General features: G+C 71.9%; 19 protein-coding genes. 9 read left to right on the top strand and 10 right to left on the bottom strand.

Annotated elements, in window-relative coordinates; translation table 11 throughout:
- Nucleotides 1-42: 42 nt before the first annotated feature.
- The 6 genes from AB0P24_RS18895 to AB0P24_RS18870 form a co-directional block, all read right to left on the bottom strand.
- Nucleotides 43-927 (bottom strand): carbohydrate ABC transporter permease, encoded by an 885-nt coding sequence (locus AB0P24_RS18895; protein WP_365795318.1) that lies wholly within the window; start codon nt 925-927, stop codon nt 43-45.
- A complete protein-coding gene (locus tag AB0P24_RS18890; protein WP_365795316.1) occupies nt 924-1,859 on the bottom strand; it encodes a sugar ABC transporter permease in 936 nt (311 codons plus the stop codon). The genes AB0P24_RS18895 and AB0P24_RS18890 overlap by 4 nt, the downstream gene beginning before the upstream one ends.
- A 93-nt stretch (nt 1,860-1,952) precedes the next feature.
- The gene (gene araD / locus AB0P24_RS18885; protein ID WP_365795314.1) at nt 1,953-3,683 is read right to left on the bottom strand and encodes an L-arabinonate dehydratase; all 1,731 of its coding nucleotides are present in this window, start codon (nt 3,681-3,683) and stop codon (nt 1,953-1,955) included.
- Entirely contained in the window at nt 3,671-4,582 is a 912-nt protein-coding gene (locus tag AB0P24_RS18880) for a dihydrodipicolinate synthase family protein (protein WP_365795312.1), read from the bottom strand. The genes araD and AB0P24_RS18880 overlap by 13 nt, the downstream gene beginning before the upstream one ends.
- The gene (locus tag AB0P24_RS18875) at nt 4,579-5,235 is read right to left on the bottom strand and encodes a GntR family transcriptional regulator (protein ID WP_365795310.1); all 657 of its coding nucleotides are present in this window, start codon (nt 5,233-5,235) and stop codon (nt 4,579-4,581) included. The genes AB0P24_RS18880 and AB0P24_RS18875 overlap by 4 nt, the downstream gene beginning before the upstream one ends.
- Nucleotides 5,236-5,560: 325 nt before the next feature.
- A complete protein-coding gene (locus tag AB0P24_RS18870; RefSeq protein WP_365795309.1) occupies nt 5,561-6,313 on the bottom strand; it encodes an MBL fold metallo-hydrolase in 753 nt (250 codons plus the stop codon).
- Between the two features lie 205 nt (nt 6,314-6,518).
- Between AB0P24_RS18870 and AB0P24_RS18865 the strand changes: the two genes are divergently transcribed.
- Entirely contained in the window at nt 6,519-7,748 is a 1,230-nt protein-coding gene (locus tag AB0P24_RS18865; RefSeq protein WP_365795307.1) for an MFS transporter, read from the top strand.
- Here AB0P24_RS18865 and AB0P24_RS18860 read toward each other — a convergent pair.
- Nucleotides 7,691-8,848, bottom strand: a complete 1,158-nt coding sequence (locus AB0P24_RS18860; protein ID WP_365795531.1) for a hypothetical protein — start codon at nt 8,846-8,848, stop codon at nt 7,691-7,693. The genes AB0P24_RS18865 and AB0P24_RS18860 overlap by 58 nt on opposite strands.
- Before the next feature lie 29 nt (nt 8,849-8,877).
- Complete coding sequence (locus tag AB0P24_RS18855) at nt 8,878-9,819, bottom strand: 5-dehydro-4-deoxyglucarate dehydratase (protein WP_365795305.1); 942 nt, start codon at nt 9,817-9,819, stop codon at nt 8,878-8,880.
- A gap of 255 nt (nt 9,820-10,074) precedes the next feature.
- Between AB0P24_RS18855 and AB0P24_RS18850 the strand changes: the two genes are divergently transcribed.
- The 7 genes from AB0P24_RS18850 to AB0P24_RS18820 all read left to right on the top strand — a co-directional run bounded on the left by AB0P24_RS18850 (nt 10,075) and on the right by AB0P24_RS18820 (nt 17,401).
- The gene (locus AB0P24_RS18850) at nt 10,075-10,884 is read left to right on the top strand and encodes an NAD(P)-dependent oxidoreductase (RefSeq protein ID WP_365795303.1); all 810 of its coding nucleotides are present in this window, start codon (nt 10,075-10,077) and stop codon (nt 10,882-10,884) included.
- 284 nt (nt 10,885-11,168) lie between these two features.
- Nucleotides 11,169-11,939 carry a DeoR/GlpR family DNA-binding transcription regulator gene (locus AB0P24_RS18845; RefSeq protein WP_365795301.1) on the top strand — a complete coding sequence of 257 codons (771 nt, stop codon included), beginning with the start codon at nt 11,169-11,171 and terminating at the stop codon, nt 11,937-11,939.
- A gap of 105 nt (nt 11,940-12,044) precedes the next feature.
- Complete coding sequence (locus AB0P24_RS18840) at nt 12,045-13,415, top strand: sugar ABC transporter substrate-binding protein (protein ID WP_365795299.1); 1,371 nt, start codon at nt 12,045-12,047, stop codon at nt 13,413-13,415.
- Nucleotides 13,412-14,353, top strand: a complete 942-nt coding sequence (locus AB0P24_RS18835; protein ID WP_365795297.1) for a sugar ABC transporter permease — start codon at nt 13,412-13,414, stop codon at nt 14,351-14,353. The genes AB0P24_RS18840 and AB0P24_RS18835 overlap by 4 nt, the downstream gene beginning before the upstream one ends.
- Complete coding sequence (locus AB0P24_RS18830) at nt 14,350-15,186, top strand: carbohydrate ABC transporter permease (RefSeq protein ID WP_365795295.1); 837 nt, start codon at nt 14,350-14,352, stop codon at nt 15,184-15,186. Before AB0P24_RS18835 ends, AB0P24_RS18830 begins: the two co-directional genes overlap by 4 nt.
- Nucleotides 15,183-16,172, top strand: a complete 990-nt coding sequence (locus AB0P24_RS18825; RefSeq protein WP_365795293.1) for a zinc-dependent alcohol dehydrogenase family protein — start codon at nt 15,183-15,185, stop codon at nt 16,170-16,172. Before AB0P24_RS18830 ends, AB0P24_RS18825 begins: the two co-directional genes overlap by 4 nt.
- A 71-nt stretch (nt 16,173-16,243) precedes the next feature.
- Nucleotides 16,244-17,401 carry a TerD family protein gene (locus AB0P24_RS18820; protein ID WP_365795291.1) on the top strand — a complete coding sequence of 386 codons (1,158 nt, stop codon included), beginning with the start codon at nt 16,244-16,246 and terminating at the stop codon, nt 17,399-17,401.
- A 33-nt stretch (nt 17,402-17,434) separates the two neighbouring features.
- On the opposite strand, the gene AB0P24_RS18815 is transcribed toward AB0P24_RS18820, so the two are convergent.
- The gene (locus AB0P24_RS18815; protein WP_365795289.1) at nt 17,435-18,001 is read right to left on the bottom strand and encodes a helix-turn-helix domain-containing protein; all 567 of its coding nucleotides are present in this window, start codon (nt 17,999-18,001) and stop codon (nt 17,435-17,437) included.
- A 152-nt stretch (nt 18,002-18,153) separates the two neighbouring features.
- Here AB0P24_RS18815 and AB0P24_RS18810 point away from each other — a divergent pair, with 152 nt between their 5' ends.
- On the top strand, nt 18,154-19,602 hold the full coding sequence (locus AB0P24_RS18810) for an MFS transporter (protein WP_365795287.1): 1,449 nt from the start codon (nt 18,154-18,156) through the stop codon (nt 19,600-19,602).
- Between the two features lie 182 nt (nt 19,603-19,784).
- Here the strand turns inward: AB0P24_RS18810 and AB0P24_RS18805 are convergent, their stop codons facing one another.
- On the bottom strand, nt 19,785-20,792 hold the full coding sequence (locus tag AB0P24_RS18805; protein ID WP_365795285.1) for a 1-aminocyclopropane-1-carboxylate deaminase: 1,008 nt from the start codon (nt 20,790-20,792) through the stop codon (nt 19,785-19,787).
- Nucleotides 20,793-20,797: the final 5 nt, after the last annotated feature.

The raw sequence follows: 20,797 nt of genomic DNA, 5'->3' as shown, positions 1-20,797 counted from the left end.
CGTGCAGGGTAAGCGTCCGCCCTCGGCGGCCCGGAAGGTGTCTCATCCCTTCACCGCCCCCGCGCTGAAGCCGGTGATCAGCCACTTCTGGATGAAGGCGAAGACGATCACGACGGGTACCGCGGCGATGATCCCGCCCGCGGCCAGCGCGCCCAGGTCCACGCTGTCGGCGCTCATCAGGGTGTTGAGGCCGACCGGGATGGTCTGCTTGCTCTGGTCGGAGAGGAACATCAGGGCGAACAGGAAGTGGTTCCAGGCGTGCACGAAGGCGAAGGAGCCGACCGCGATCAGCCCTGGCCGCAGCAGCGGCAGGACGACGATCCGGAAGGCGGTGAGCCGGTTGCAGCCGTCGACCCAGGCGGCCTCCTCCAGGGAGTACGGCACGTTCCTGATGAAGCCGCTGATCAGGATCATCGACAGCGGGAGCTGGAAGACCGTCTCGGCGATGACGACGCTGCCGAGCGAGTTGATCATCTGGAGCTTCGCGAAGATCTGGAAGAGCGGGACCAGGAGCAGCGCGCCCGGCACGAACTGAGAGCAGAGCAGGGCCAGCATGAAGCCGCGCTTGAGCCTGAAGTCGAAGCGGGCGAGGGCGTAGCCGCCGGCCAGCGCGACGACCGTGGTCAGCACCAGCGTCGAGACGCCGACGTAGACGCTGTTGGTGAAGTAGGTGCCGAAGCTGCGCTCGGTCCACACCTTCTGGAAGTGCTCGAAGGTGACCGGCCAGGGGACCAGCGAGGTGGAGCCGGCCGGGCGGAGCGCGAAGAGCAGGATCCAGTAGAAGGGGATCAGAGTGAAGAGGAGGTAGAGCCCGAGGGGCAGGTAGATCTGCCAGCGGGGGACCTCGTCCCAGGCGCGGCGCCTCTTTCCCGGCCGGGCGGGTTCGGTCACGACGGGCCCGGCCACGGGGGCGATCTCGGTGATCACTTCGCCTCGCCTCCGAACTTGCTCAGCCGCAGGTAGACGATCGAGCAGAAGAGCAGGATCACGAAGGCCACGGTGGTCAGCGCGGACGCGTAGCCGAAGTCGTGGGCGTCGACGCTGGTGTTGGCGATGTAGAGGGGAAGCGTCGTCGTCTCCCCCGCCGGGCCGCCGCCCGTCAGGGTGTAGAGCAGGTCGACGTTGTTGAACTCCCACACCGCGCGCAGCAGCGTGGACAGGACGATGGCGTCCTTGAGGTGCGGCAGCGTGATGTGCCAGAACTGCTGGGGACGGCTCGCCCCGTCGACCTCCGCCGCCTCGTACAGGTCCTTGGAGACGGACTGGAGGTCGGCGAGGATGAGGATCGCGAAGAACGGCACGCCCCGCCACAGGTCGGCGGCCACGGCGGCCGGGAAGACGGTCGAGGGGTCGGAGAGCCAGCTGGTGCCGTACGACCCGATGCCCGCGTCGGCGAGGTAACGCGTGATGCCGGTCTGCGAGTTGTAGAGCAGCACCCAGATCGCGGAGGTCAGCACACCGGAGACGGCCCACGGCGAGAAGACCAGCGCCCGCCCGAGCGCCCGCCCCACGAACGTCTGGTTGACGATCAGCGCCAGCGCGAGCCCGAACAGCAGTTGCAGCCCGACTTCCACCACGACCCACTTGGCGCTGAAGGTCAGCGTGTCCCAGAACTGCGGGTCGTGCGCGAAGGCCTGGGTGAAGTTGCCGAAGCCCGCGAAGCCGTTCCGCCAGGGCTTGGTCGGGTTGTAGTTCTGCAGGCTGTAGTAGAAGACGCTGAGCACCGGGTAGGCGATGAAGCCCAGCATCAGCAGGGCCGCCGGGGCGATCAGCAGATACGGCAGCCTGCGCGGCGTCGCGGAGGCACGGCGCCGCCGGGGTGGCGCGGGCGGTTTCGCCACGGCTGCGGCTTGGGCCACGACTGTTCTCCGTTCGCATCGGTTACAGCGGGTACAGGAAGCGCTTGCTACATGCACATGGGTGAAGCGCTTCGACGGTCGTCGGGGTGGGAGTCAGCCCGCGTAGGGGTCCGGGACTTCTCCCGGCCGGGCCAGGAACTCGAAGTCGCAGCCGGTGTCGGCCTGGGTGATCTGCTGGTCGTAGAGCGCGCCGTACCCGCGCCCGTACCGCACCGGCGGCGGCGTCCACGCGGCCCGGCGCCGCGCCAGCTCCTCCTCGTCCACGTTGAGCCGGAGGGTGCGGGCCGCCACGTCCAGGGTGATGGAGTCCCCGGTGCGGACGAGCGCGAGGGGTCCGCCGACGTACGACTCGGGCGCGATGTGCAGTACGCAGGCGCCGTAGCTGGTGCCGCTCATCCGGGCGTCGGAGATCCGCACCATGTCCCGCACGCCCTGCTTGAGGAGGTGGTCGGGGATGGGCAGCATGCCGTACTCGGGCATGCCGGGACCGCCCTTGGGCCCGGCGCCCCGCAGCACGAGCACGCTGTCGGCGGTGATCCCGAGGGAAGGATCGTCGATGGTGCGCTGCATGGTCCGGTAGTCGTCGAAGACGACGGCCGGGCCGGTGTGCTTGAGCAGGTGCGGCTCGGCGGCGATGTGCTTGATGACCGCGCCGTCCGGGCAGAGGTTGCCGCGCAGCACGGCGACCCCGCCTTCGGCGGCCACCGGGTTGTCGCGGGGCCGGATGACGTCGTCGTGGTGCACCCGGGCGCCGGCCAGCTGCTCGCGGTAGGTGTCGTACGACACCGTCGGCCGGTCCAGGTGGAGCAGGTCGGGGATGCGGGAGAGGAAGCCGGGCAGGCCGCCCGCGAAGTGGAAGTCCTCCATGAGGTACGTCCGGCCGCCGGGGCGGACGTTGGCGAGGACGGGCACGGTGCGGGCGATGCGGTCGAAGTCGTCGAGGGTGAGCCGCACCCCCGCCCGGCCGGCCATGGCGATGAGGTGGATGACGGCGTTGGTGGAGCCGCCGAGCCCGAGGACGGTGGTGACCGCGTCCTCGAAGGCGTCGGAGGTCAGGAGGTGGGAGAGCCGCCGGTCCCTGTGCACCAGCTCGACGATCCGCATCCCCGCCTGGGCCGCCATCCGGTCGTGCCCGGAGTCGACGGCCGGGATGCTGGACGCGCCCGGGACGGTCACGCCGAGCGCCTCGGCGGCGGCGGTGAGGGTGGAGGCCGTCCCCATGGTCATGCAGTGACCGGGCGACCGGGCCAGGCCGCTCTCCAGCTCCAGCAGCTCGCAGTCGCCGATGAGACCGGCGCGCTTGTCGTCCCAGTACTTCCACATGTCGGTGCCGGAGCCGAGGACCTCGCCCCGCCAGTGACCGGGGAGCATGGGTCCCGCGGGCACGAAGACGGCCGGCAGGTCGACGGAGGCGGCGCCCATGAGGAGGGCCGGGGTGGACTTGTCGCAGCCGCCCATCAGCACCGCCCCGTCCACCGGGTACGAGCGCAGCAGCTCCTCGGTCTCCATGGCGAGGAGGTTGCGGTAGAGCATCGGGGTCGGCTTCTGGAAGGTCTCCGAGAGGGTGGAGACGGGGAACTCCAGCGGGAATCCGCCCGCCTGCCAGACGCCCCGCTTGACCGCCTGCGCCCGGTCACGCAGGTGCACATGGCAGGGGTTGATGTCCGACCAGGTGTTGAGGATCGCGATGACCGGCTTGCCGAGGTGTTCCTCGGGGAGGTAGCCGAGCTGGCGGGTGCGGGCGCGGTGGCTGAAGGAGCGGAGCCCTTCGGTGCCGTACCACTGGTGGCTTCTGAGTTCCTCCGGCTTCTTCACAGCGGCCATCCGGCGGCTATGGCGGCGACCTCGGCGCGCTCCGCCTCCGGCAGCTGCCTGCTGGGCGGGCGGACGTCGCGGCGGCACAGGCCCAGGGAGGCGAGGGCCTCCTTGACGACGGTGACGTTGTCGGCGGAGCCGTTCGCGGCACGGAGTTCCTCGAAGCGGCGGATCTGTTCCCAGACCTTCATGGCGGCCGGGTAGTCCCCTGCTCGAAGCGCTTCGATCATGTTCAGCGAAACCGCCGGGGCGACGTTCACGAGGCCGGAGGTGAAGCCGGTGGCACCGGCCGAGAAGTAGGAGGGCGCGTAGGGCTCGGCGAGCCCGGCGACCCAGACGAAGCGGTCGAGCCCCGCGTCGCGGGCGAAGGCGGCGAACTTGGCGGCGTCCGGGACGGCGTACTTGACGCCGACCACGTTGGGGCAGGCGTCGGCGAGTTCGGCGAGGCGGGCGCCGGAGAGCTGCGCGTTGCGGACGTAGGGGACGACGCCGAGTTCGGGGACGGACGCGGCGATGGCCCGGTGGTAGTCCACCCAGCCGGACTGGGAGACGTAGGGATGGACGGGCTGGTGGACCATCACCATCTGCGCGCCGTGCTCGCGGGCGTGCCGGGCGGCGGAGACGGCGGTCGCGACGTCGTGCCCGACCCCGACCAGGACGACCGCCCGGCCGCCGACCTCGTCGAGGGTCGACTCGGTGACGAGTCGCCGCTCCTCGGGGGCGAGGGCGTAGAACTCGCCGGTGTTTCCGTTGGGGGTGAGGGTGCGGACGCCGCCGTCCAGGAGCCGGCGCAGCAGGGCCCGGTGGGCGTCCTGGTCGACGCCGCCGTCCTCGGCGAAGGGGGTCACCGGGATGGCCACCACGTCGGCCAGGGCCGCCCGTTGGGTCTCGAACGCCACGCTGCTCATTCCTGGCCTTCCTGCTCGGCTGCCTGGGGGAACGCCCGCTCGACGAAGGACGCGATGTGGGTGTGCAGGGCGCGGGCGGCGCCGTCGGCGTCGCCGTCCAGCGCCAGCCGCAGGATCTCGCGGTGCTCACCGGCCTCCTGCTCCCAGGAGGGGGAGGCGGCCCAGGCGACGGCGGAGACGAGGGCGGCCTGGTCGCGGACCTCGTCGAGCATCCGGCCGAGGAGCGGGTTGCCGCACGGGAGGTAGAGGGCGCGGTGGAAGTCGCGGTTGGCGAGGGAGCGTTCGGCGGTGTCGGTGGCGTTGTCGGCGCGGGTGAGGGCGGAGCGGGCGGCGTCCAGGGAGGCGCCTCGCCGCACCGCCCGGCGCAGCGCCTCGGGTTCCAGGAGCAGCCGTACGTCGTAGACCTCACGCGCCATGTCCGCGTCCACCATGCGCACCGTGACGCCCTTGTACTGGCTCATCACGACCAGCCCGGTCCCGGCCAGGGTCTTGAGCGCCTCCCGCACGGGGGTCTTGGACACCCCGAACTGGGCGGCGAGCTCGGTCTCCACCAAGGCCTGACCGGGCGTCAGCTGGCCGGTGAGGATGCGGTGTTTGACCGCGTCCAGCACGAACTGCGTGCGCGACGGAATCGGCATGGGCACAGAGGTCATGCGCGCCTCTCGGGGTCACGTACCAGGCCTGGGCCTGATCTGACGTATCTGATCTCGCGTATCGCGTCTCATATATGACGTACGAAGTACGACGCGGATGAAGGTAGGAGGACGGCCGTGTTTCGTCAATGCTTCCGGCAAAAGCGGTTGCGGGGAGGGAGCCTGGCTCAACGGACCCGGCAGCCGGGGCGGTTCCGGGCACCGGGTGGGGAGCGTCGCCCGGAGCGGGCGGGCCGGCGCTTCACGGAGGACCGGGCCGGGCGAGGCCGCGGCAGCCCGTGACGGCGAACGCGGCCGGGCCCCGCCCCGTCGGGCCGCCGCCGGTTCAGAAGCTCCTGGCCTCCCCCTCCCGCGCCACGCCGGTGGGGCGGCCGGACACCGCCTCCGCCCGGGCCGCCGCCGTCTCCCGGGTCAGGGTCGGGCCCACATGGGTGATGAGCAGTTCCCGCGCTCCCGCCTCCCGGGCTGTCCGTCCGGCGTCCTCCGGGGTCAGGTGCACCCGTTCGCCTTCGCGATGCCTGTCGAGGTCGGCCTCGCACAGGAAGACGTCCGCCAGGGCGGCCAGTTCGGTCAGTGCGGCGCACGGGCCGCTGTCCCCGGAGTACGCGAGCACGCTCCCCTGGCACTCGGCGCGCAGCCCGTAGGCCTCCGTGCCATGGGCCACCGCCCGGGTGATGAGCCGCAGGTTCCAGTGCCGCACGGCGAGACCGTCGTACAGCGGCCGGAAGTCGAACACCCCGCTCAGGAAGGCCAGGTCCGGCCGGCCGAAGAAGCCGGCCAGGCGCTGGGCGCACTCCTGCGGCGCGTAGACCGGGATCGGTGCGGCCGGTGCCAGTCCGCCGAAGGCGTAGGCGTACGCGGCGGCCAGCAGGTCCGCGCTGTGATCCGCGTGCAGGTGCGAGAGCCAGATCGCCGTCAGCCGGGCCGGGTCCGTGTGCCGCTGCAACTCCGCGAAGGTCCCCGTCCCCGCGTCCACCCACACCTCGGCGCCTCCGCCCCGCACCAGGTAGCCGGAGCACGGGCGGCCGGGCCGGGGGTGGGGGGAGGCGGTGCCGAGGACGGTGAGGCTCAGGGGCATGGCGAGGAGAGTACGGATCCGGGTCCCCGCCCGCTCACCCTTTGCGTCCTTTTACGGCTTCCACCCCGGACACCGGCCGCTCGGGACATGTCCCCGCCGGGCAGGCCGCACGGAGAACCCGCGCCGTGGCCTGCGCCCTTCCGCCGTCGTTCTAAGGCGTCTTCCCGATCCCCGCACCCCGGCCTTAGATCCACGATGACCAGGCATGACGACCTCCTCATGGGCCGTGGTCCGCCTGCTGCGCGACCGTGACGCCGTCCTGTACCTCACCGGCGTCGTGGTGTCCGGCTTCGGTACCTCCGCGCTCTGGCTCGTGTCCGGCGTCTGGGTCAAGGACCTCACCGGCTCCGACGGCCTCGCCGCCCTGTGCACCGCCGCCCTCTGGGCCCCCACGCTCCTCGGCCCCGCCCTCGGCACCCTCGCCGACCGCGTCCGCCGCAGACCCCTGGTGATTCTCACGAACCTCGCCCTCGCACTTCTCCTGCTGCCCCTGTGGACGGTCGCCTCCCCCGCCTCCGTGTGGCTGCTCTTCGCCGTCCTCGTCCTCTACGGCGCGGCGGGCGTGGTCGAGGACGCGGCCACCTCCGCCCTGGTCGTCACCGCCGTCGACCCCGCTCTCCTCGGCGACTTCAACGGGCTGCGGACGACCGCGCGCGAGGGCATGAAGCTGGTCGCCCCGCTGACCGGCGCCGCGCTGTACACGGCGTACGGCGGGCCGAGCGTGGCGTTGCTGGACGCCTGCACCTTCGTGCTGGCGGCGGGGCTGTGCGCGCTGCTGCGGGTGCGTGAGGAGCGGCCCGAGCGGGCCCGCGGCACCTGGCGGCGGCAGACCGCCGAGGGGGTCCGGCTGCTCCGGGCGCATCCGGCCCTGCGGCCGCTGGTCCGGGCCGGCGGCGTCACGATGTGCCTCGCCTCCCTCGGCAGCAGCCTGAACTACGCCGTCGTGGCCGCCCTCGGCCACTCCCCCGCCTACACGGGGGTGCTGTACGCCGTCCAGGGCGTCGGCTCGGTCGGCGCCGGGCTGGTCGCGGGACCCGCGCTGCGGCGGCTCGGGGAGCGGCGGTTCGCGGCGTACGGGATCGCGCTGACGGGGGTGGCGGCGGCCGGCCGTGCGATGCCATGTGACATGGCACTGCTCGCCTGCGGCCTCGCCGGCGGTCTCGGCCTCCCCTGTGTGCTGATCGCCGCCCACACCGCCGTGCAGCGCGAGATCCCGGCCGCGGCGCTGGGGCGGGCGACCGCGACGGCCGACACGCTGATGTTCACACCGAACGTGCTCGGACTGGCCGTCGGGGCCGCCCTCGTCGAACTCGTCGACCACCGGTTGCTGCTGCCGGTCTTCGGCGGTGCGCTGCTCGCCACCGCCGGGTCACTGGCTCAGCGCAGTGCCTCCCGCACCGCGGCCAGGTCGCCGTCGGACGCCAACCCGGCGTGATACAGCCGCAGTTCGGTCGCGCCCCGGGCCCGGGCGCGCTCCGCGTCCGCCGCGAGGGTCCCGGGGCTGCCGCCCATCCCGGAGACCACCGTGAAGTTGGCGGCGAGGACCGTGTCCTTTCGCGCGTGCTCGGCGAAGGGCGTCAGCAGGGCCGTACCGCCCGCGCAGGGCACCACGACGCCGTCCGCGACGGACAGGATCCGGGCGGGGTCCACTCCGGCGTTGGCTCCGCAGTGGTAGGTCACCGGGTCCGCGTGCAGCAGGACCTGGAAGCCCGCGGGCGCCGCGGCGCGTACGGCGGCCACGGCCGTCTCCTGGAGCGTGCGGGCCTGCCCGTCGCGCCACGCGCGCGTGGCCGCCGCCACCGGCTCGCCGAGCAGTTTCTCCACCGTCGGCCAGCCGGCGTCGTCTGCCGCGCCCCGCCACAGCGGCTCCAGCGCCTCCCGCACGGCGGCGGCCAACTGGTCGGCGTCCAGGCCCTGTTCGCCGTACCCGGCCCGGCAGGCGGGGCAGAAGCAGAGCGCCATCAGGTACTGGCCGGCGTCCCCGAGGACGACCCCGGCCGTCTTGTCGTGGGCGTGCAGGTGCTGGAGGCCGTACCAGCCAAGGGACTCCAGTTCGGTGCCGGCCGCGCCGGGACGGACGGCGGCCTCGGCGGCGAGTTCGGCGAGGTACGCGCGCGTGGCGGGCTGGGCGATGCAGGGCGCCCAGGGGTAGCGGTCGCCGTAGGCGTTGACGACCGAGGTGTCCGGACGGTCGGCGCCCAGGCGGGAGTTGTGGGCGAGGACCACCCAGGTGTGGACGTCGAGGCCGGCGCCGCGCAGGGCTTCGGCCGCCTCGCCGAAGGCGTCGCCCGGGGCCCAGTCGCCGGCCGGGTAGGGGCGCAGCTCGCGGCCCGTCCAGCGGTCGTCCACCGGGTAGTAGACAGCCGCGTGTCCGGCGGTGACGATGCGGTGGCGGGGGTGGCGGGGGGTCAGCGCGCGGGTGGAGTGGTAGGCGGCGGCCAGGGTCACCTGGGCGACGCCGAGCGCGGCGACGCGGTCCGGGGCCTCGGGGTCGCCGTTGACGTCCCAGGGGTAGAGGAAGGCCGACGTCCTCAGCCGCCCCGCCCCGGTTCCTCCCGACGTCGTCACGCCCCCTCCTCCAGCAGTGCGTATCCGCGCTCGATCAGCTGGGCGAGCTGCTTCACATGGTCCTCGGTCGGTTCGTGCAGCGGGGGGCGGACCTCGCCGACGTCCAGGCCGCGCAGCCGTACCCCGGCCTTGACGAGCGAGACGGCGTATCCCCGGCCCTGGGCGCGGAGTTCGACGAACGGGCGGTAGAAACCGTCGAGCAGTCGTTCCGCCGTCGCCCTGTCCCCCTCGCGCAGGGCCGCGTGGAAGGCGAGGGCGATCTCGGGGACGAAGCAGAAGACGGCCGAGGAGTAGAGGTCGATGCCGATGGCCTGGTAGGCGAGCTGGGTCTGTTCGGCGGTGGGCAGGCCGTTGAAGTAGAGGAAGTCGCCGGGGACCTCGGTGCGGACGGCGCTGACGATGCGCTGCATGAGGTCCAGGTCGCCGAGGCCGTCCTTGAAGCCGATGATGCCCTCGGTGCGGGCGAGTTCGACGACCGTCGGCGGGGTGAACACGGCGTTGTCGCGCTGGTAGACGATCACGGGGAGGCCGGTCGCGGCCGCCACCTCCCGGTAGTGCCGCAGCAGGCCCTCCTGGCCGGCGACCACCAGGTAGGGCGGCATGGCGAGGAGGCCGTCGGCGCCCGCGGCCTCGGCGAGACGCGCGTAGCGTACGGCGAGCGCGGTGCCGTAGCCGGCGCCGGCGACCACCGGCACCCGTCCGTCGGCCGCCGCCACGGCCGCGGCCACGCAGGCCTCGAACTCCTCCGGCAGCAGCGCGTGGAACTCCCCCGTGCCGCAGCCGGCGAACACCGCGGCGGCGCCGGCCTCGACGCCCCGGCGGATGTGCTCGCGGTAGGCGTCGAGGTCGAGGGAGCCGTCGGGACCGTAGGCGGTCACGGGGAAGAAGAGCGGCCCGCGCGGGTCACGAAGCCGGGCGGCGAGAGGGGCTGGCGTCACGGGCGCTCCCTGTTGATGCATGGGTCTGTCAATGCACTTCTCCATCAATGCATGTTTCTGATCGATGTCCATATTCATGAACGCGACCACGGTACGAGGCCCCATCGGTGCCGGTCAAGCCGCGAAACGGGCAAGACACGGGCGGATTACCCCACTCCACGGCACACTTGACTCCATGCGCCCCGGCTCCCTAGCGTGTCCATGAATGTGAATGCCGTACACGGACACGACCGGCGCTGATCAAGGAGACCGTGAATGCCCACTCCCCGCACACTGCTGCTCACCGGTGCCGCCGGCGGACTCGGCACCCTGATGCGGTCCCTGCTCCCGGAGTACGGCTACGAACTGCGCCTCTTCGACGTGCGCCCGATCGAGGGCGAACCGGACGCCGTCACCGCCGACCTCGGCGACCAGGACGCGCTGCGGGCGGCGGTGCGGGGCGTGGACGCGGTCCTCCACCTCGCGGGGATCTCCCTGGAGGCGCCGTTCGAGAAGATCCTCCGCTCGAACATCGAGGGCACCTACAACCTGTACGAGGCCGCCCGCGAGGCCGGCGTGCCACGGATCGTCTTCGCCTCCTCCAACCACGCCGTCGGCTTCACCCCGGCCCCGCGGGCCGGTGCCCCCCTCGTCCCGATCGACACCCCGCGCCGCCCGGACACCTTCTACGGCCTGTCCAAGTCGTTCGGCGAGGACCTCGCCCAGCTCTACTGGGACAAGCACGGCCTGGAGACGGTCTCCGTCCGCATCGGCTCCTGCTTCGCGGAGCCGGCCGACGTGCGGATGCTCTCGGTGTGGATGAGCCCCGCCGACGGCGCCCGCCTCTTCCACGCGGCCCTGACCGCCGAGGACGTCGGCCACACCGTCGTCTACGGCTCCTCCGCCAACACCCGGCTGTGGTGGGACCTGACCACCGCGCGGGCGCTCGGCTACGAGCCGCAGGACGACTCCGAGCAGTTCGCCGCCAAGCTGATCGCCGAGCACGGCGAGCTGGACCCGCACAAGCCCGCCCACACCCACCTCGGCGGCCGCTTCGTCGACGACCCGCCGATCTGGCCGTACTGAACGGCCGCGCCGAGGGTCGTACCCGACGGCCGTACCGAAAACGATCGCTCACGACGGCGGGCGGGCACCGAACGGGCCCGCCCGCCGCGGTGTTCGGGCACGGATCATGCCCGATCCCACGTCGCCCACAGCAGCGCCCCAGGTCCGAGACGGGCACGCCCGAGCGCAACCGGGCGCATACGGGCAGCATCGGGCCGGCAACAGGCCTGGTCAGCGCCGTACGCCGGCGGTACAACTTCCCCCATGGCCCGAACGGGCAGCTCCACAGGGAAGCGGGTGACGACATGACCACCAGGACGGCGGAAGAGCGCCAGCGCGAGATCGTGCGGGCCGCCCGGGCCACCGGCTCCGTGGACGTCACCGCGCTCGCCGCCGAGCTGGGCGTGGCCAAGGAGACCATCCGGCGCGATCTGCGCGCCCTGGAGGACCACGGGCTGGTGCGGCGCACCCACGGCGGCGCCTACCCGGTGGAGAGCGCCGGTTTCGAGACCACGCTCGCGTTCCGGTCGACCAGCCACGTCCCGGAGAAGCGCCGGATCGCGTCCGCCGCCGCCGAGCTGCTGGGCGACGCCGAGACCGTCTTCGTCGACGAGGGCTTCACCCCCCAGCTCATCGCCGAGGCGCTGCCCGGGGACCGGCCGCTGACCGTGGTCACCGCGTCCCTGCCGGTGGCGGGCGCGCTCGCGGAGGCCGAGAACGTCTCCGTACTGCTGCTCGGCGGCCGGGTCCGCTCCGGCACCCTCGCCACCGTCGACCACTGGACGACGAAGATGCTCGCCGGCTTCGTCGTCGACCTCGCCTACATCGGCGCCAACGGCATCACCCGCGAACACGGCCTGACCACCCCCGATCCGGCGGTCAGCGAGGTGAAGGCGCAGGCGATCCGGGCCGCGCGCCGCACGGTGTTCGCGGGCGTGCACACCAAGTTCGGGGCGGTCAGCTTCTGCCGGTTCGCGGAGATCGGCGAGCTGGAAGCCATCGTCACCAGCACCCTGCTGCCCGCCTCCGAGGCCCACCGCTACTCGCTCCAGGGCCCCCAGGTCATCCGCGTCTGACATCGAGCCGACCGAACCGTCCTGCACACCGCACCCAGCCCCCGAACGGCACACCCACGCCCCCGCAGGCCCCTTATGTCCCCATACGTTCTCCAGGAGCACCCCATGCGAACCCAGAGCCGACGAACGCCCCGTGCCCTGTGTGCGGTGGCCGCCGCAGGAACGCTGATCACCCCGCTGCTCGCCGGCTGCTCGGGCGCCGGCGCGGGCGGTGGTTCCTCCGCCCACTCCATCAACGTCCTGATGGTGAACAACCCGCAGATGGTGGAGCTGCAGAAGCTCACCAAGGCCACCTTCACCAAGGACACCGGGATCAAGGTGAACTTCACCGTCCTGCCCGAGAACGACGTCCGGGACAAGATCAGCCAGGACTTCGCCAACCAGGCCGGTCAGTACGACGTCGCCACCCTCTCCAACTACGAGATCCCGATCTACGCCAAGAACGGCTGGCTGGAGCCGATCGACTCGTACGTCGAGAAGGACACCGCCTTCGACCAGCAGGACATCCTCAAGCCGATGCGGCAGGCCCTCACCGCGGCGGACGGCAAGCTCTACGGTGAGCCGTTCTACGGCGAGTCGTCCTTCCTGATGTACCGCAAGGACGTCTTCCAGAAGAAGGGCCTGACCATGCCGGCCCGTCCCACCTGGCAGCAGGTCGCCGACCTGGCCGCCAAGGCGGACGGCGCCGAGTCCGGCATGAAGGGCATCTGTCTGCGCGGGCTGCCCGGCTGGGGCGAGATGCTGGCCCCGCTGACCACGGTCGTCAACACCTTCGGCGGCACCTGGTTCGACAAGGACTGGAAGGCCCGGCTGGACGCCCCGGCGTTCAAGCAGGCCACGCAGTTCTACGTCGACCTGGTGCGCAAGCACGGTGAGGCCGGCGCCGCCCAGTCCGGGTTCGCCGAGTGCCTGAACGACATGACGCAGGGCAAGACCGCGATGTGGTACGACGCCACCTCCGGCGCGGGTTCGCTGGAGGCCGCCGGCTCCCCGGTCAAGGGCAAGATCGGATACGTCCCGGCGCCGGTCGAGAAGACCGGCAGCTCCGGCTGGCTCTACACCTGGGCGTGGGGCATCCAGAAGGCGTCCAAGAACCCCGACGACGCCTGGAAGTTCATCTCGTGGGCGTCCGGCAAGGACTACGAGAAGCTCGTGGGTGAGAAAGCGGGCTGGGCCAACGTGCCGGCCGGCAAGCGCACGTCGACGTACGACATCCCGCAGTACCGCAAGGAGGCGGCCGCCTTCGCGGACGTCACCCGGGACGCCATCGCCGGTGCCAAGCCCAACGACCCGGGCGTGCAGCCCCGGCCCGCCCCCGGCATCCAGTTCGTCGACATCCCCGAGTTCACCGACCTGGGCACCAAGGTCTCCCAGGAGATCAGCTCCGCCGTCGCCGGCCAGCAGTCCGTGGACGACGCGCTGAAGAAGGCCCAGAAGCTCGCCGAGGCCGTCGGCAAGAAGTACGAGGGATCATGACCGCCACCGCCACCCCCCGGGTCGCCGCCGCCACCGCGCGGCCGGCGCCCCGGCCGCCCTCCGGCCGTCTGCGGGCCTGGGCCACCCGGGCCCCGCTGCTGCCCGCGCTGGTCTTCATGATCGTGGTGACCCAGCTGCCGTTCGTGGCGACCGTGGTGATCTCGTTCTTCGACTGGAACGCCCTCTACCCGAAGGAACGCCACTTCACCGGCATCGACAACTACCGCCAGGTCCTGACCGACCCGGACCTGCGCCACTCGGTGTGGACGACGGTCTTGCTGACGGTCACCGTGGTGCTGGTCAGTCTGCTCCTGGGACTGGTGGTGGCACTGCTGCTCAACCGGAGGTTCCGGGGCCGCGGCGTGGTCCGCACGCTGATGATCGCGCCGTTCCTGATCGTCCCGGTCGCGGCGGCACTGCTGTGGAAGCACGTCCTCTACAACCCCGAATACGGCCTGCTCAACGGCCTGTTGCACTACGTCGGCGGCCCGCAGCCGGACTGGATCTCCGACACCCCGCTGCTCGCGGTCGAGGCCGCCCTGGTGTGGCAGTGGACGCCGTTCATGATGCTGATCCTGCTGGCCGGGCTGCAGAGCCGCGACCAGCAGCAGCTGGAGGCGGCCCGGGTGGACGGCGCGAGCGACTGGCAGATCTTCCGCTACCTGACCCTCCCCCACCTGCGCCGGTACCTCGAACTCGGCGCCCTGCTGGGCTCGATCTACATCGTGCAGAACTTCGACGCCGTCTTCACGATCACCTCCGGGGGGCTCGGCACGGCCAACCTCCCCTACACCGTCTACCAGAGCTTCTACCAGGCGCACGAGAACGGCCTCGCCTCGGCCGCCGGCGTCGTGGTGGTCATCGGCTCGATCATCATCGCGACCTTCGCCCTGCGGGTGGTGTCGTCGCTGTTCCGCGAGGAGGTGTCCCGCGCATGAACACCGCCCTGAGCGCCGTACGGCGAGGCGGACCCGGGCTGGTCGCCTGGCTGACCGGGATCGTGTTCTTCCTGCCCATCGCCTGGATGGCGCTGACGTCCTTCCACTCCGAGTCGGACGCGGCGACCAACCCGCCCTCCTTCACCGCCGCCCTCACCCTGGACGGCTACCGCGAGTTCTTCGGCGTCGGCGGCGGGGCGAGCCCGTGGCCCGCCCTGATCAACTCCGCGACGGCGTCGGTGGCCTCGACGCTCTTCGTCCTCCTGTTGTCCTTCCCGGCGGCCTACGCGCTGTCGATCCGCCGGGTGCGGAAGTGGACGGACGTCCTGTTCTTCTTCCTCTCCACGAAGATGCTGCCCGCCGTGGCGGGCCTGCTGCCGGTCTACCTGTTCGCCAAGAACGCCGGGATGCTCGACAACGTCTGGCTCCTGGTCATCCTGTACACCTCCATGAACCTGCCGATCGCGGTGTGGATGATGCAGTCCTTCCTCGCCGAGGTCCCGGCCGCGGTCATCGAGGCCGCTCGGGTGGACGGCGCGCGGCTGCCGACGATCCTCGCGCGCGTGGTGGCCCCGATCTCCCTCCCGGGCATCGCCGCGACCGCCCTGATCTGCTTCATCTTCAGCTGGAACGAACTGCTCTTCGCCCGTGTGCTGACGGGCGTGGTCGCCGAGACCGCCCCTGTCTTCCTGACCGGCTTCATCACCAGCCAGGGCCTGTTCCTGGCCAAGGTGTGCGCCGCGTCGCTCGTCGTCTCCCTGCCGGTGCTCGCCGCGGGGTTCGCCGCCCAGGACAAACTCGTCCAGGGCCTGTCCTTGGGAGCCGTGAAATGAAGGCCGCCGTCATCGAGTCCGTGGGCCGCGCCGTCGTCACCGAGGTCCCCGACCCGGCACCGGGCCCCCGCGAGGTCGTCGTGGAGGTGGCCGCCTGCGGCCTGTGCGGCACCGACCTGCACATCCTCCAGGGCGAGTTCGCCCCCGAGCTGCCGATCGTGCCGGGGCACGAGTTCGCCGGCGAGGTGGTCGGCGTCGGCTCCCAGGTGACCGAGGTGGCGATCGGCGACCAGGTGGCGGTCGACCCGTCCCTGTACTGCCACGAGTGCCGGCAGTGCCGTAACGGCCACAACAACCTCTGCGAGCGGTGGGCCGCGATCGGCGTGACCGTGCCGGGCGGGGCCGCGCAGTACGCGGTGGCCCCGGTGGCCAACTGCGTCAAGCTCCCCGAGCACGTCCACCCCCAGGACGCTGCGCTGGTCGAGCCCCTGTCGTGCGCGGTGCGCGGCTACGACATCCTCCAGTCCCGGCTCGGCGCGCACGTCCTCATCTACGGCTCCGGGACCATGGGCCTGATGATGCTGGAGCTCGCCAAGCGGACCGGCGCGGCGAGCGTGGACGTGGTGGACCTGAACCCGGCCCGCCTGGAGACCGCGCGCCTGCTCGGTGTCTCCGGCTCCGCCGCGAACGCCGACGAACTGGACCGCCCCCGGGGCTGGGACGTCGTGATCGACGCGACCGGCAACGCGGCGGCGATCCAGGACGGCCTGGAGCGGGTCGCCAAGGCGGGCACGTTCCTCCAGTTCGGAGTCGCCGACTACGCGACCCGGGTGACGATCGATCCGTACCGCATCTACAACCAGGAGATCACCATCACCGGCTCCATGGCCGTCCTGCGCAGCTACGAGCGGGCGGCGGAGCTGTTCGCGAACGGCGTCCTGGACCCGGACGTCTTCATCAGCGACCGCCTTCCGCTGGGCAGCTACCCGCAGGCGCTGGAGCAGTTCGCGGCGGGGTTGGGGCGGAAGATCGTGGTGGTCCCCTGAGCCGATCGGGGGCCTCTTCCTGGGTAAGGGAACGGTAAAGCGGTGCTGTTCGTTCACGGGGCATGACAGCTATGACCCCTGGCTCGAACATCCCTCTCCCCGCCCCCCGGGTGGCGGTGGACGTCGCCGCCCCGGTGCGGCTCGACGTTTCGGGCCTGCTGCTCACGGGCGACGGCAAGGTGCGCTCCGACGACGACTTCATCTTCTACAACCAGCCGAACGGGCCCGGTGTGACGTACCGCTCCGGCGGCGGTACGTCCCCGGACGCGATCATCGTCGACACGGCCGCCGTGCCGCCCGGGATCGAGAAGATCGTGGTCACCGCGAGCCCCGACGCCGCCGGCCAGACCTTCCAGGGCATCGAGCCGACGGCGACGATCCGCGACGCCGACGACGGCTCGGTGCTGGCCACGTTCACGCCGCCGCAGCTGGGCACGGAGACGGCCCTGGTGATCGTCGAGATCTATCTGCGGGGCGGCGCGTGGAAGGCGCGCGCGGTGGGCCAGGGGTATGCCAACGGGCTGGCCGGGATCGCGACGGACTTCGGCGTGACCGTGGAGGAGCCCGCGCCCGCCCCGGCCGCCCCCGCCGCCCGGCCCGCGGCCCCGGCGGCTCCCCCGGTCCCGCCCGCGCCGCCCGCCCCGGGCACCGGGAAGATCAACCTCGACAAGGGCCGGGTCAGCCTCCAGAAGAACCAGACCGTGTCCCTGGTCAAGGGCGGCAGCCCGCTGCTCTCCCAGGTCAGGATGGGCCTGGGCTGGGAGCCGGCGTTCCGCGGCAAGGACATCGACCTGGACGCCTCGGTCATCGCCTACGGCCCGCAGCGCAACCACGTCGACAGCTGCTACTTCGGCAAGCTGTCCATCCTGAACGGCGCGATCAAGCACTCCGGCGACAACCTCACGGGCGAGGGCGGCGGCGACGACGAGGTGATCGTGGTCGACCTCGGCCGGATCCCCCCGGAGGTCACCGGACTGGTCTTCACGGTCAACTCGTTCTCCGGCCAGAAGTTCACCGAGGTCGCCAAGGCCTACTGCCGCCTGCTGGACGCCGCGAGCGGCGAGGAACTGGTCCGCTTCGACCTCACGAGCGCCGAGGCGCAGACGGGCGTGATGATGGCGAAGCTGGTCCGGCAGTTCTCCGGGGAGTGGGACATGACGGCGATCGGCTCGTTCGTGAAGGCCCGGACGGTACGGAACATGGTCAAGCCGGGGGCGGAGGCGCTCTGACGCCGCATCGCGACGGGTGTGCGGCCGTGGGCGCTACGGCCGCAACCCCTCCGTGAGCAGTGTGAGATAGCGCCGGATCTCCTTGCCCTGCCCGTTGGCCAGTTCGGAGGCCGTGGCCAGTCCGTGCGCGAGGCGCAGGACTTCGATCGGCTCGATGTCGGGGCGCAGGGTGCCCTCCTTCTTCGCCGCGTCCACCAGCCGGGTCGCCGCGCCGCGGACCGTCACCCCGCAGGCCGCGACCGTGGCCGAACTGCCGTCCGTGACGGCCGAGCCCAGCAGCGCCTTCAGGCCGCGTACCTGGATGGTGGCGACGCACAGTTCGTTCAGCCACTCCGTCAGCGCGGCGCCCGGCGGCAGCTGGGCGGCGAACTCGTCGGCCTTCGCCGCCAGCCCTTCCAGCCGGTCCACGAACGCGGCCTCCAGCAGCGCCTGCCGGGTCGGGAAGTGCCGGTAGAGCGTGCCGGAGCCGACGCCCGCCCGTTTGGCGATGTCGTCCAGCGACGCGTTCTCCCCCTGCTCGGCGAAGGCCTCGACGGCGACCGCCAGCAGCCGCTCGTAGTTGCGCCGAGCGTCCGCGCGCATGGGCCTGACCTGCGTCATCCAGTTACTCCTTGCGAACCGGGGACTCTCTCCGTATCTTATCGAAGACTAAACGGAGACAGTCCCCGGTTACCGTCGTGCGCTCCACGGGCAGTCCGCCTGCCCGTACTTCTCCATGCCCGCGCCGGGGACGCACAGACCGGGAGAACCTCATGTCCGCCCCGTCCAGCCCGTCCGTCCCGTCCACCGCCGCCGACGCCCCGCCAGGCTCCCCGCACCCCGCCAGGCTCGGCTCCGCCCTCCTCGTCATCGTCGCCGCCTACATGATGGTCGGCGTCGACTCCACCGTCGTCAACGTCGCGCTGCCCGGCATCCAGCAGGGCCTGGGGTTCAGCCGTACCGGCCTGTCCTGGGTGCTCAACGCCTACACCCTCGCCTTCGGCGGTCTGCTGCTGCTCGGCGGGCGGGTCGGCGACATCGTCGGCCGCCGCCGTACGCTCGGCGCCGGAGCGCTGCTGTTCGCACTGGCCTCGCTGCTCGGCGGGCTCGCCGCGGAGGGCGGCTGGCTGCTCGCGGCACGCGCGCTACAGGGCGTCGGCGCCGCGCTGATCGCGCCCAGCACCCTGGCCCTGATCACCACCAACTTCCCCCAGGGCCCGCGCCGGCATCACGCCCTGAGCGTCTACTCCTCCATGGCCGGCATCGGCGGCTCCGTCGGCCTGGTCCTCGGCGGCATGCTCACCTCGTGGGCCTCCTGGCGCTGGGCCCTGCTCATCAACGTGCCCATCGGCATCGCCCTGTTCCTGGCCCTGCCCCGGTTCGTCGCCGAGACCCCGCGCCACGCGGGCCGCTTCGACCTCGCGGGCGCGCTGACCGGGACGGCCGGGATGACCTCGCTGGTGTACGCGTTCATCCGGGTCTCGGAGGAGGGCTGGACCGACACCCTGTCCCTGCTCGGGTTCAGCTGCGCCGGCGCGCTCCTGTCCGGCTTCACCCTGATCGAGTCCCGGGCCGGCCAGCCGATCATGCCGCTGCGGCTGTTCGCCGACCGGGACCGGGCGGGCGGCTACCTCACCATCATGCTGCTGCCCGCCGGCATGTTCGGCGCCTTCTACTTCCTCACCCTCGTCTGCCAGCAGGTCCTGCGGTACAGCCCGTTGCGCGCCGGGTTCGCGTTCCTGCCCATGACCCTGGCCATGTTCACGATGGTGCGGCTGCTGCCGAGACTGCTGGCCCGCTTCTCGGCCAAGGCGGTGCTGCTGACCGGCATCGTCCTGCTCATCGCCGCCGGCGGCTGGCTGTGGCGGTTGCGGCCCGGCGACGGATACACCACCGGGCTGCTCGGCCCGCTGCTGTTGCTCGGCGTGGGAGTCGGCCTGAGCTTCATGCCGCTCAACGCGACCATCCTGGCCGGCATCGGACCACGGGAGGCGGGTGCCGCGTCCGGGCTGCTGCAAACGCTGCAGTGGCTGGGCGGCACCCTCGGACTCGCCGTCCTGGTCACGGTGTACGGCACGGCGACCCGGCACGCCTCCGGTACCCCGGCCGAGCTCCTCACCCACGGCGCGGCCCGTGCCTTCGGCATCGGGGCGGTGGTCGCGGTGGCCGCGTTGCTGGTGGCGGGGTTCGTCATCACGGCGCCGCGGAAGCAGGCGGCTTAGCCGCACGCGTCGTCGGGATCGTGCGTCGGCCACCGGTGCGTGGGGGCTGGTCGCGCAGTTCCCCGCGCCCCTTCCAAGCGCTGCCGACAGCGCCCCCGTAGGGGCGCGAGGAACTGCGCGACCAGCCACGACGGCGCCGCAGCCGACCACCGGCGCACACGGCGGAACGATCGGCAAACCGTCTAGAACAGAGCGCTGTACGCGTTCAGCGCAGGCTGGCCACCCAGGTGGGCGTAGAGCACCGTGGAGTCGGCGCCGATCTCGCCGCGCTCGACCAGGTCGATCATCCCCGCCATCGACTTCCCCTCGTACACCGGGTCGGTGACCATGCCCTCGGTGCGGGCGGCCAGGCGCATCGCCGCCAGGGTGGTCTCGTCCGGAACGCCGTAGGTCCCCGCGTGGTAGCGGTCGTCCAGCTCCACGGTCAGCTCACCCTTGACCCCGATCAGTTCGCCGGTCCGCCGGGCGATCCGGGCGACCTGTTCGCGGGTCTCGGCGGGCTTGGCCGACGCGTCGATGCCGATGACCCGGCGCCCGCGGCCGCCCGCCTCCTCCAGCGCGGCGAACCCCGCCACCATGCCGGCCTGCGTCGACCCGGTCACCGAGCAGACGACCACCGTGTCGAAGAAGACCCCCGACTGCCGCTCCTGCTCGGCGACCTCGTACGCCCAGCCCGCGAAGCCGAGCCCGCCGAGCGGGTGGTCGGAGGCGCCGGCCGGGATGGCGTACGGCTTGCCGCCCGACTCCTCGACCTCGCGCAGCGCCAGTTCCCAGCTCTCCTTGAAGCCGATCCCGAACCCGGCCCGGACCAGGCGCACATCGGCGCCGGCCAGCCTGCTGATCAGGATGTTGCCGACCTTGTCGTACACGGAGTCCGGCCACTCCACCCAGCTCTCCTGCACCAGCACGCACCTGAGTCCGGCGCGGGCGGCCACGGCGGCGACCTGGCGGGTGTGGTTGGACTGCACCCCGCCGATGGAGACGAGGGTGTCGCAGCCCTTGGCGAGGGCGTCCGCGACCAGGTACTCCAGCTTGCGCGTCTTGTTGCCGCCGTACGCGATCCCGGAGTTGCAGTCCTCCCGCTTGGCCCACAGCGCGGCGCCGCCGAGGTGGGCGGTCAGGCGCTCCAGGGGATGCACGGGCGAGGGGCCGAAGAGGAGGGGGTAACGGTCGTAGGAGGAAAGGGACATGGAGT

The sequence above is a fragment of the Streptomyces sp. NPDC086519 genome (assembly GCF_040686075.1).
In the GTDB taxonomy this organism is placed as follows: domain Bacteria; phylum Actinomycetota; class Actinomycetes; order Streptomycetales; family Streptomycetaceae; genus Streptomyces; species Streptomyces shenzhenensis.
Note: the sequence above shows the minus strand (reverse complement) of the source record. Positions and strands in the feature narration are given on the sequence as shown.

Excerpts from the sequence above, each read along its gene's own strand:
- araD (WP_365795314.1), bottom strand. The coding sequence starts at position 3,683 with ATGGCCGCTGTGAAGAAGCCGGAGGAACTCAGAAGCCACCAGTGGTAC.
- AB0P24_RS18880 (WP_365795312.1), bottom strand. The coding sequence starts at position 4,582 with ATGAGCAGCGTGGCGTTCGAGACCCAACGGGCGGCCCTGGCCGACGTG.
- AB0P24_RS18875 (WP_365795310.1), bottom strand. The coding sequence starts at position 5,235 with ATGACCTCTGTGCCCATGCCGATTCCGTCGCGCACGCAGTTCGTGCTG.
- AB0P24_RS18870 (WP_365795309.1), bottom strand. The coding sequence starts at position 6,313 with ATGCCCCTGAGCCTCACCGTCCTCGGCACCGCCTCCCCCCACCCCCGG.
- AB0P24_RS18865 (WP_365795307.1), top strand. The coding sequence starts at position 6,519 with ATGACGACCTCCTCATGGGCCGTGGTCCGCCTGCTGCGCGACCGTGAC.
- AB0P24_RS18850 (WP_365795303.1), top strand. The coding sequence starts at position 10,075 with ATGCCCACTCCCCGCACACTGCTGCTCACCGGTGCCGCCGGCGGACTC.
- AB0P24_RS18845 (WP_365795301.1), top strand. The coding sequence starts at position 11,169 with ATGACCACCAGGACGGCGGAAGAGCGCCAGCGCGAGATCGTGCGGGCC.
- AB0P24_RS18840 (WP_365795299.1), top strand. The coding sequence starts at position 12,045 with ATGCGAACCCAGAGCCGACGAACGCCCCGTGCCCTGTGTGCGGTGGCC.
- AB0P24_RS18835 (WP_365795297.1), top strand. The coding sequence starts at position 13,412 with ATGACCGCCACCGCCACCCCCCGGGTCGCCGCCGCCACCGCGCGGCCG.
- AB0P24_RS18830 (WP_365795295.1), top strand. The coding sequence starts at position 14,350 with ATGAACACCGCCCTGAGCGCCGTACGGCGAGGCGGACCCGGGCTGGTC.
- AB0P24_RS18825 (WP_365795293.1), top strand. The coding sequence starts at position 15,183 with ATGAAGGCCGCCGTCATCGAGTCCGTGGGCCGCGCCGTCGTCACCGAG.
- AB0P24_RS18820 (WP_365795291.1), top strand. The coding sequence starts at position 16,244 with ATGACCCCTGGCTCGAACATCCCTCTCCCCGCCCCCCGGGTGGCGGTG.
- AB0P24_RS18815 (WP_365795289.1), bottom strand. The coding sequence starts at position 18,001 with ATGACGCAGGTCAGGCCCATGCGCGCGGACGCTCGGCGCAACTACGAG.
- AB0P24_RS18810 (WP_365795287.1), top strand. The coding sequence starts at position 18,154 with ATGTCCGCCCCGTCCAGCCCGTCCGTCCCGTCCACCGCCGCCGACGCC.
- AB0P24_RS18805 (WP_365795285.1), bottom strand. The coding sequence starts at position 20,792 with ATGTCCCTTTCCTCCTACGACCGTTACCCCCTCCTCTTCGGCCCCTCG.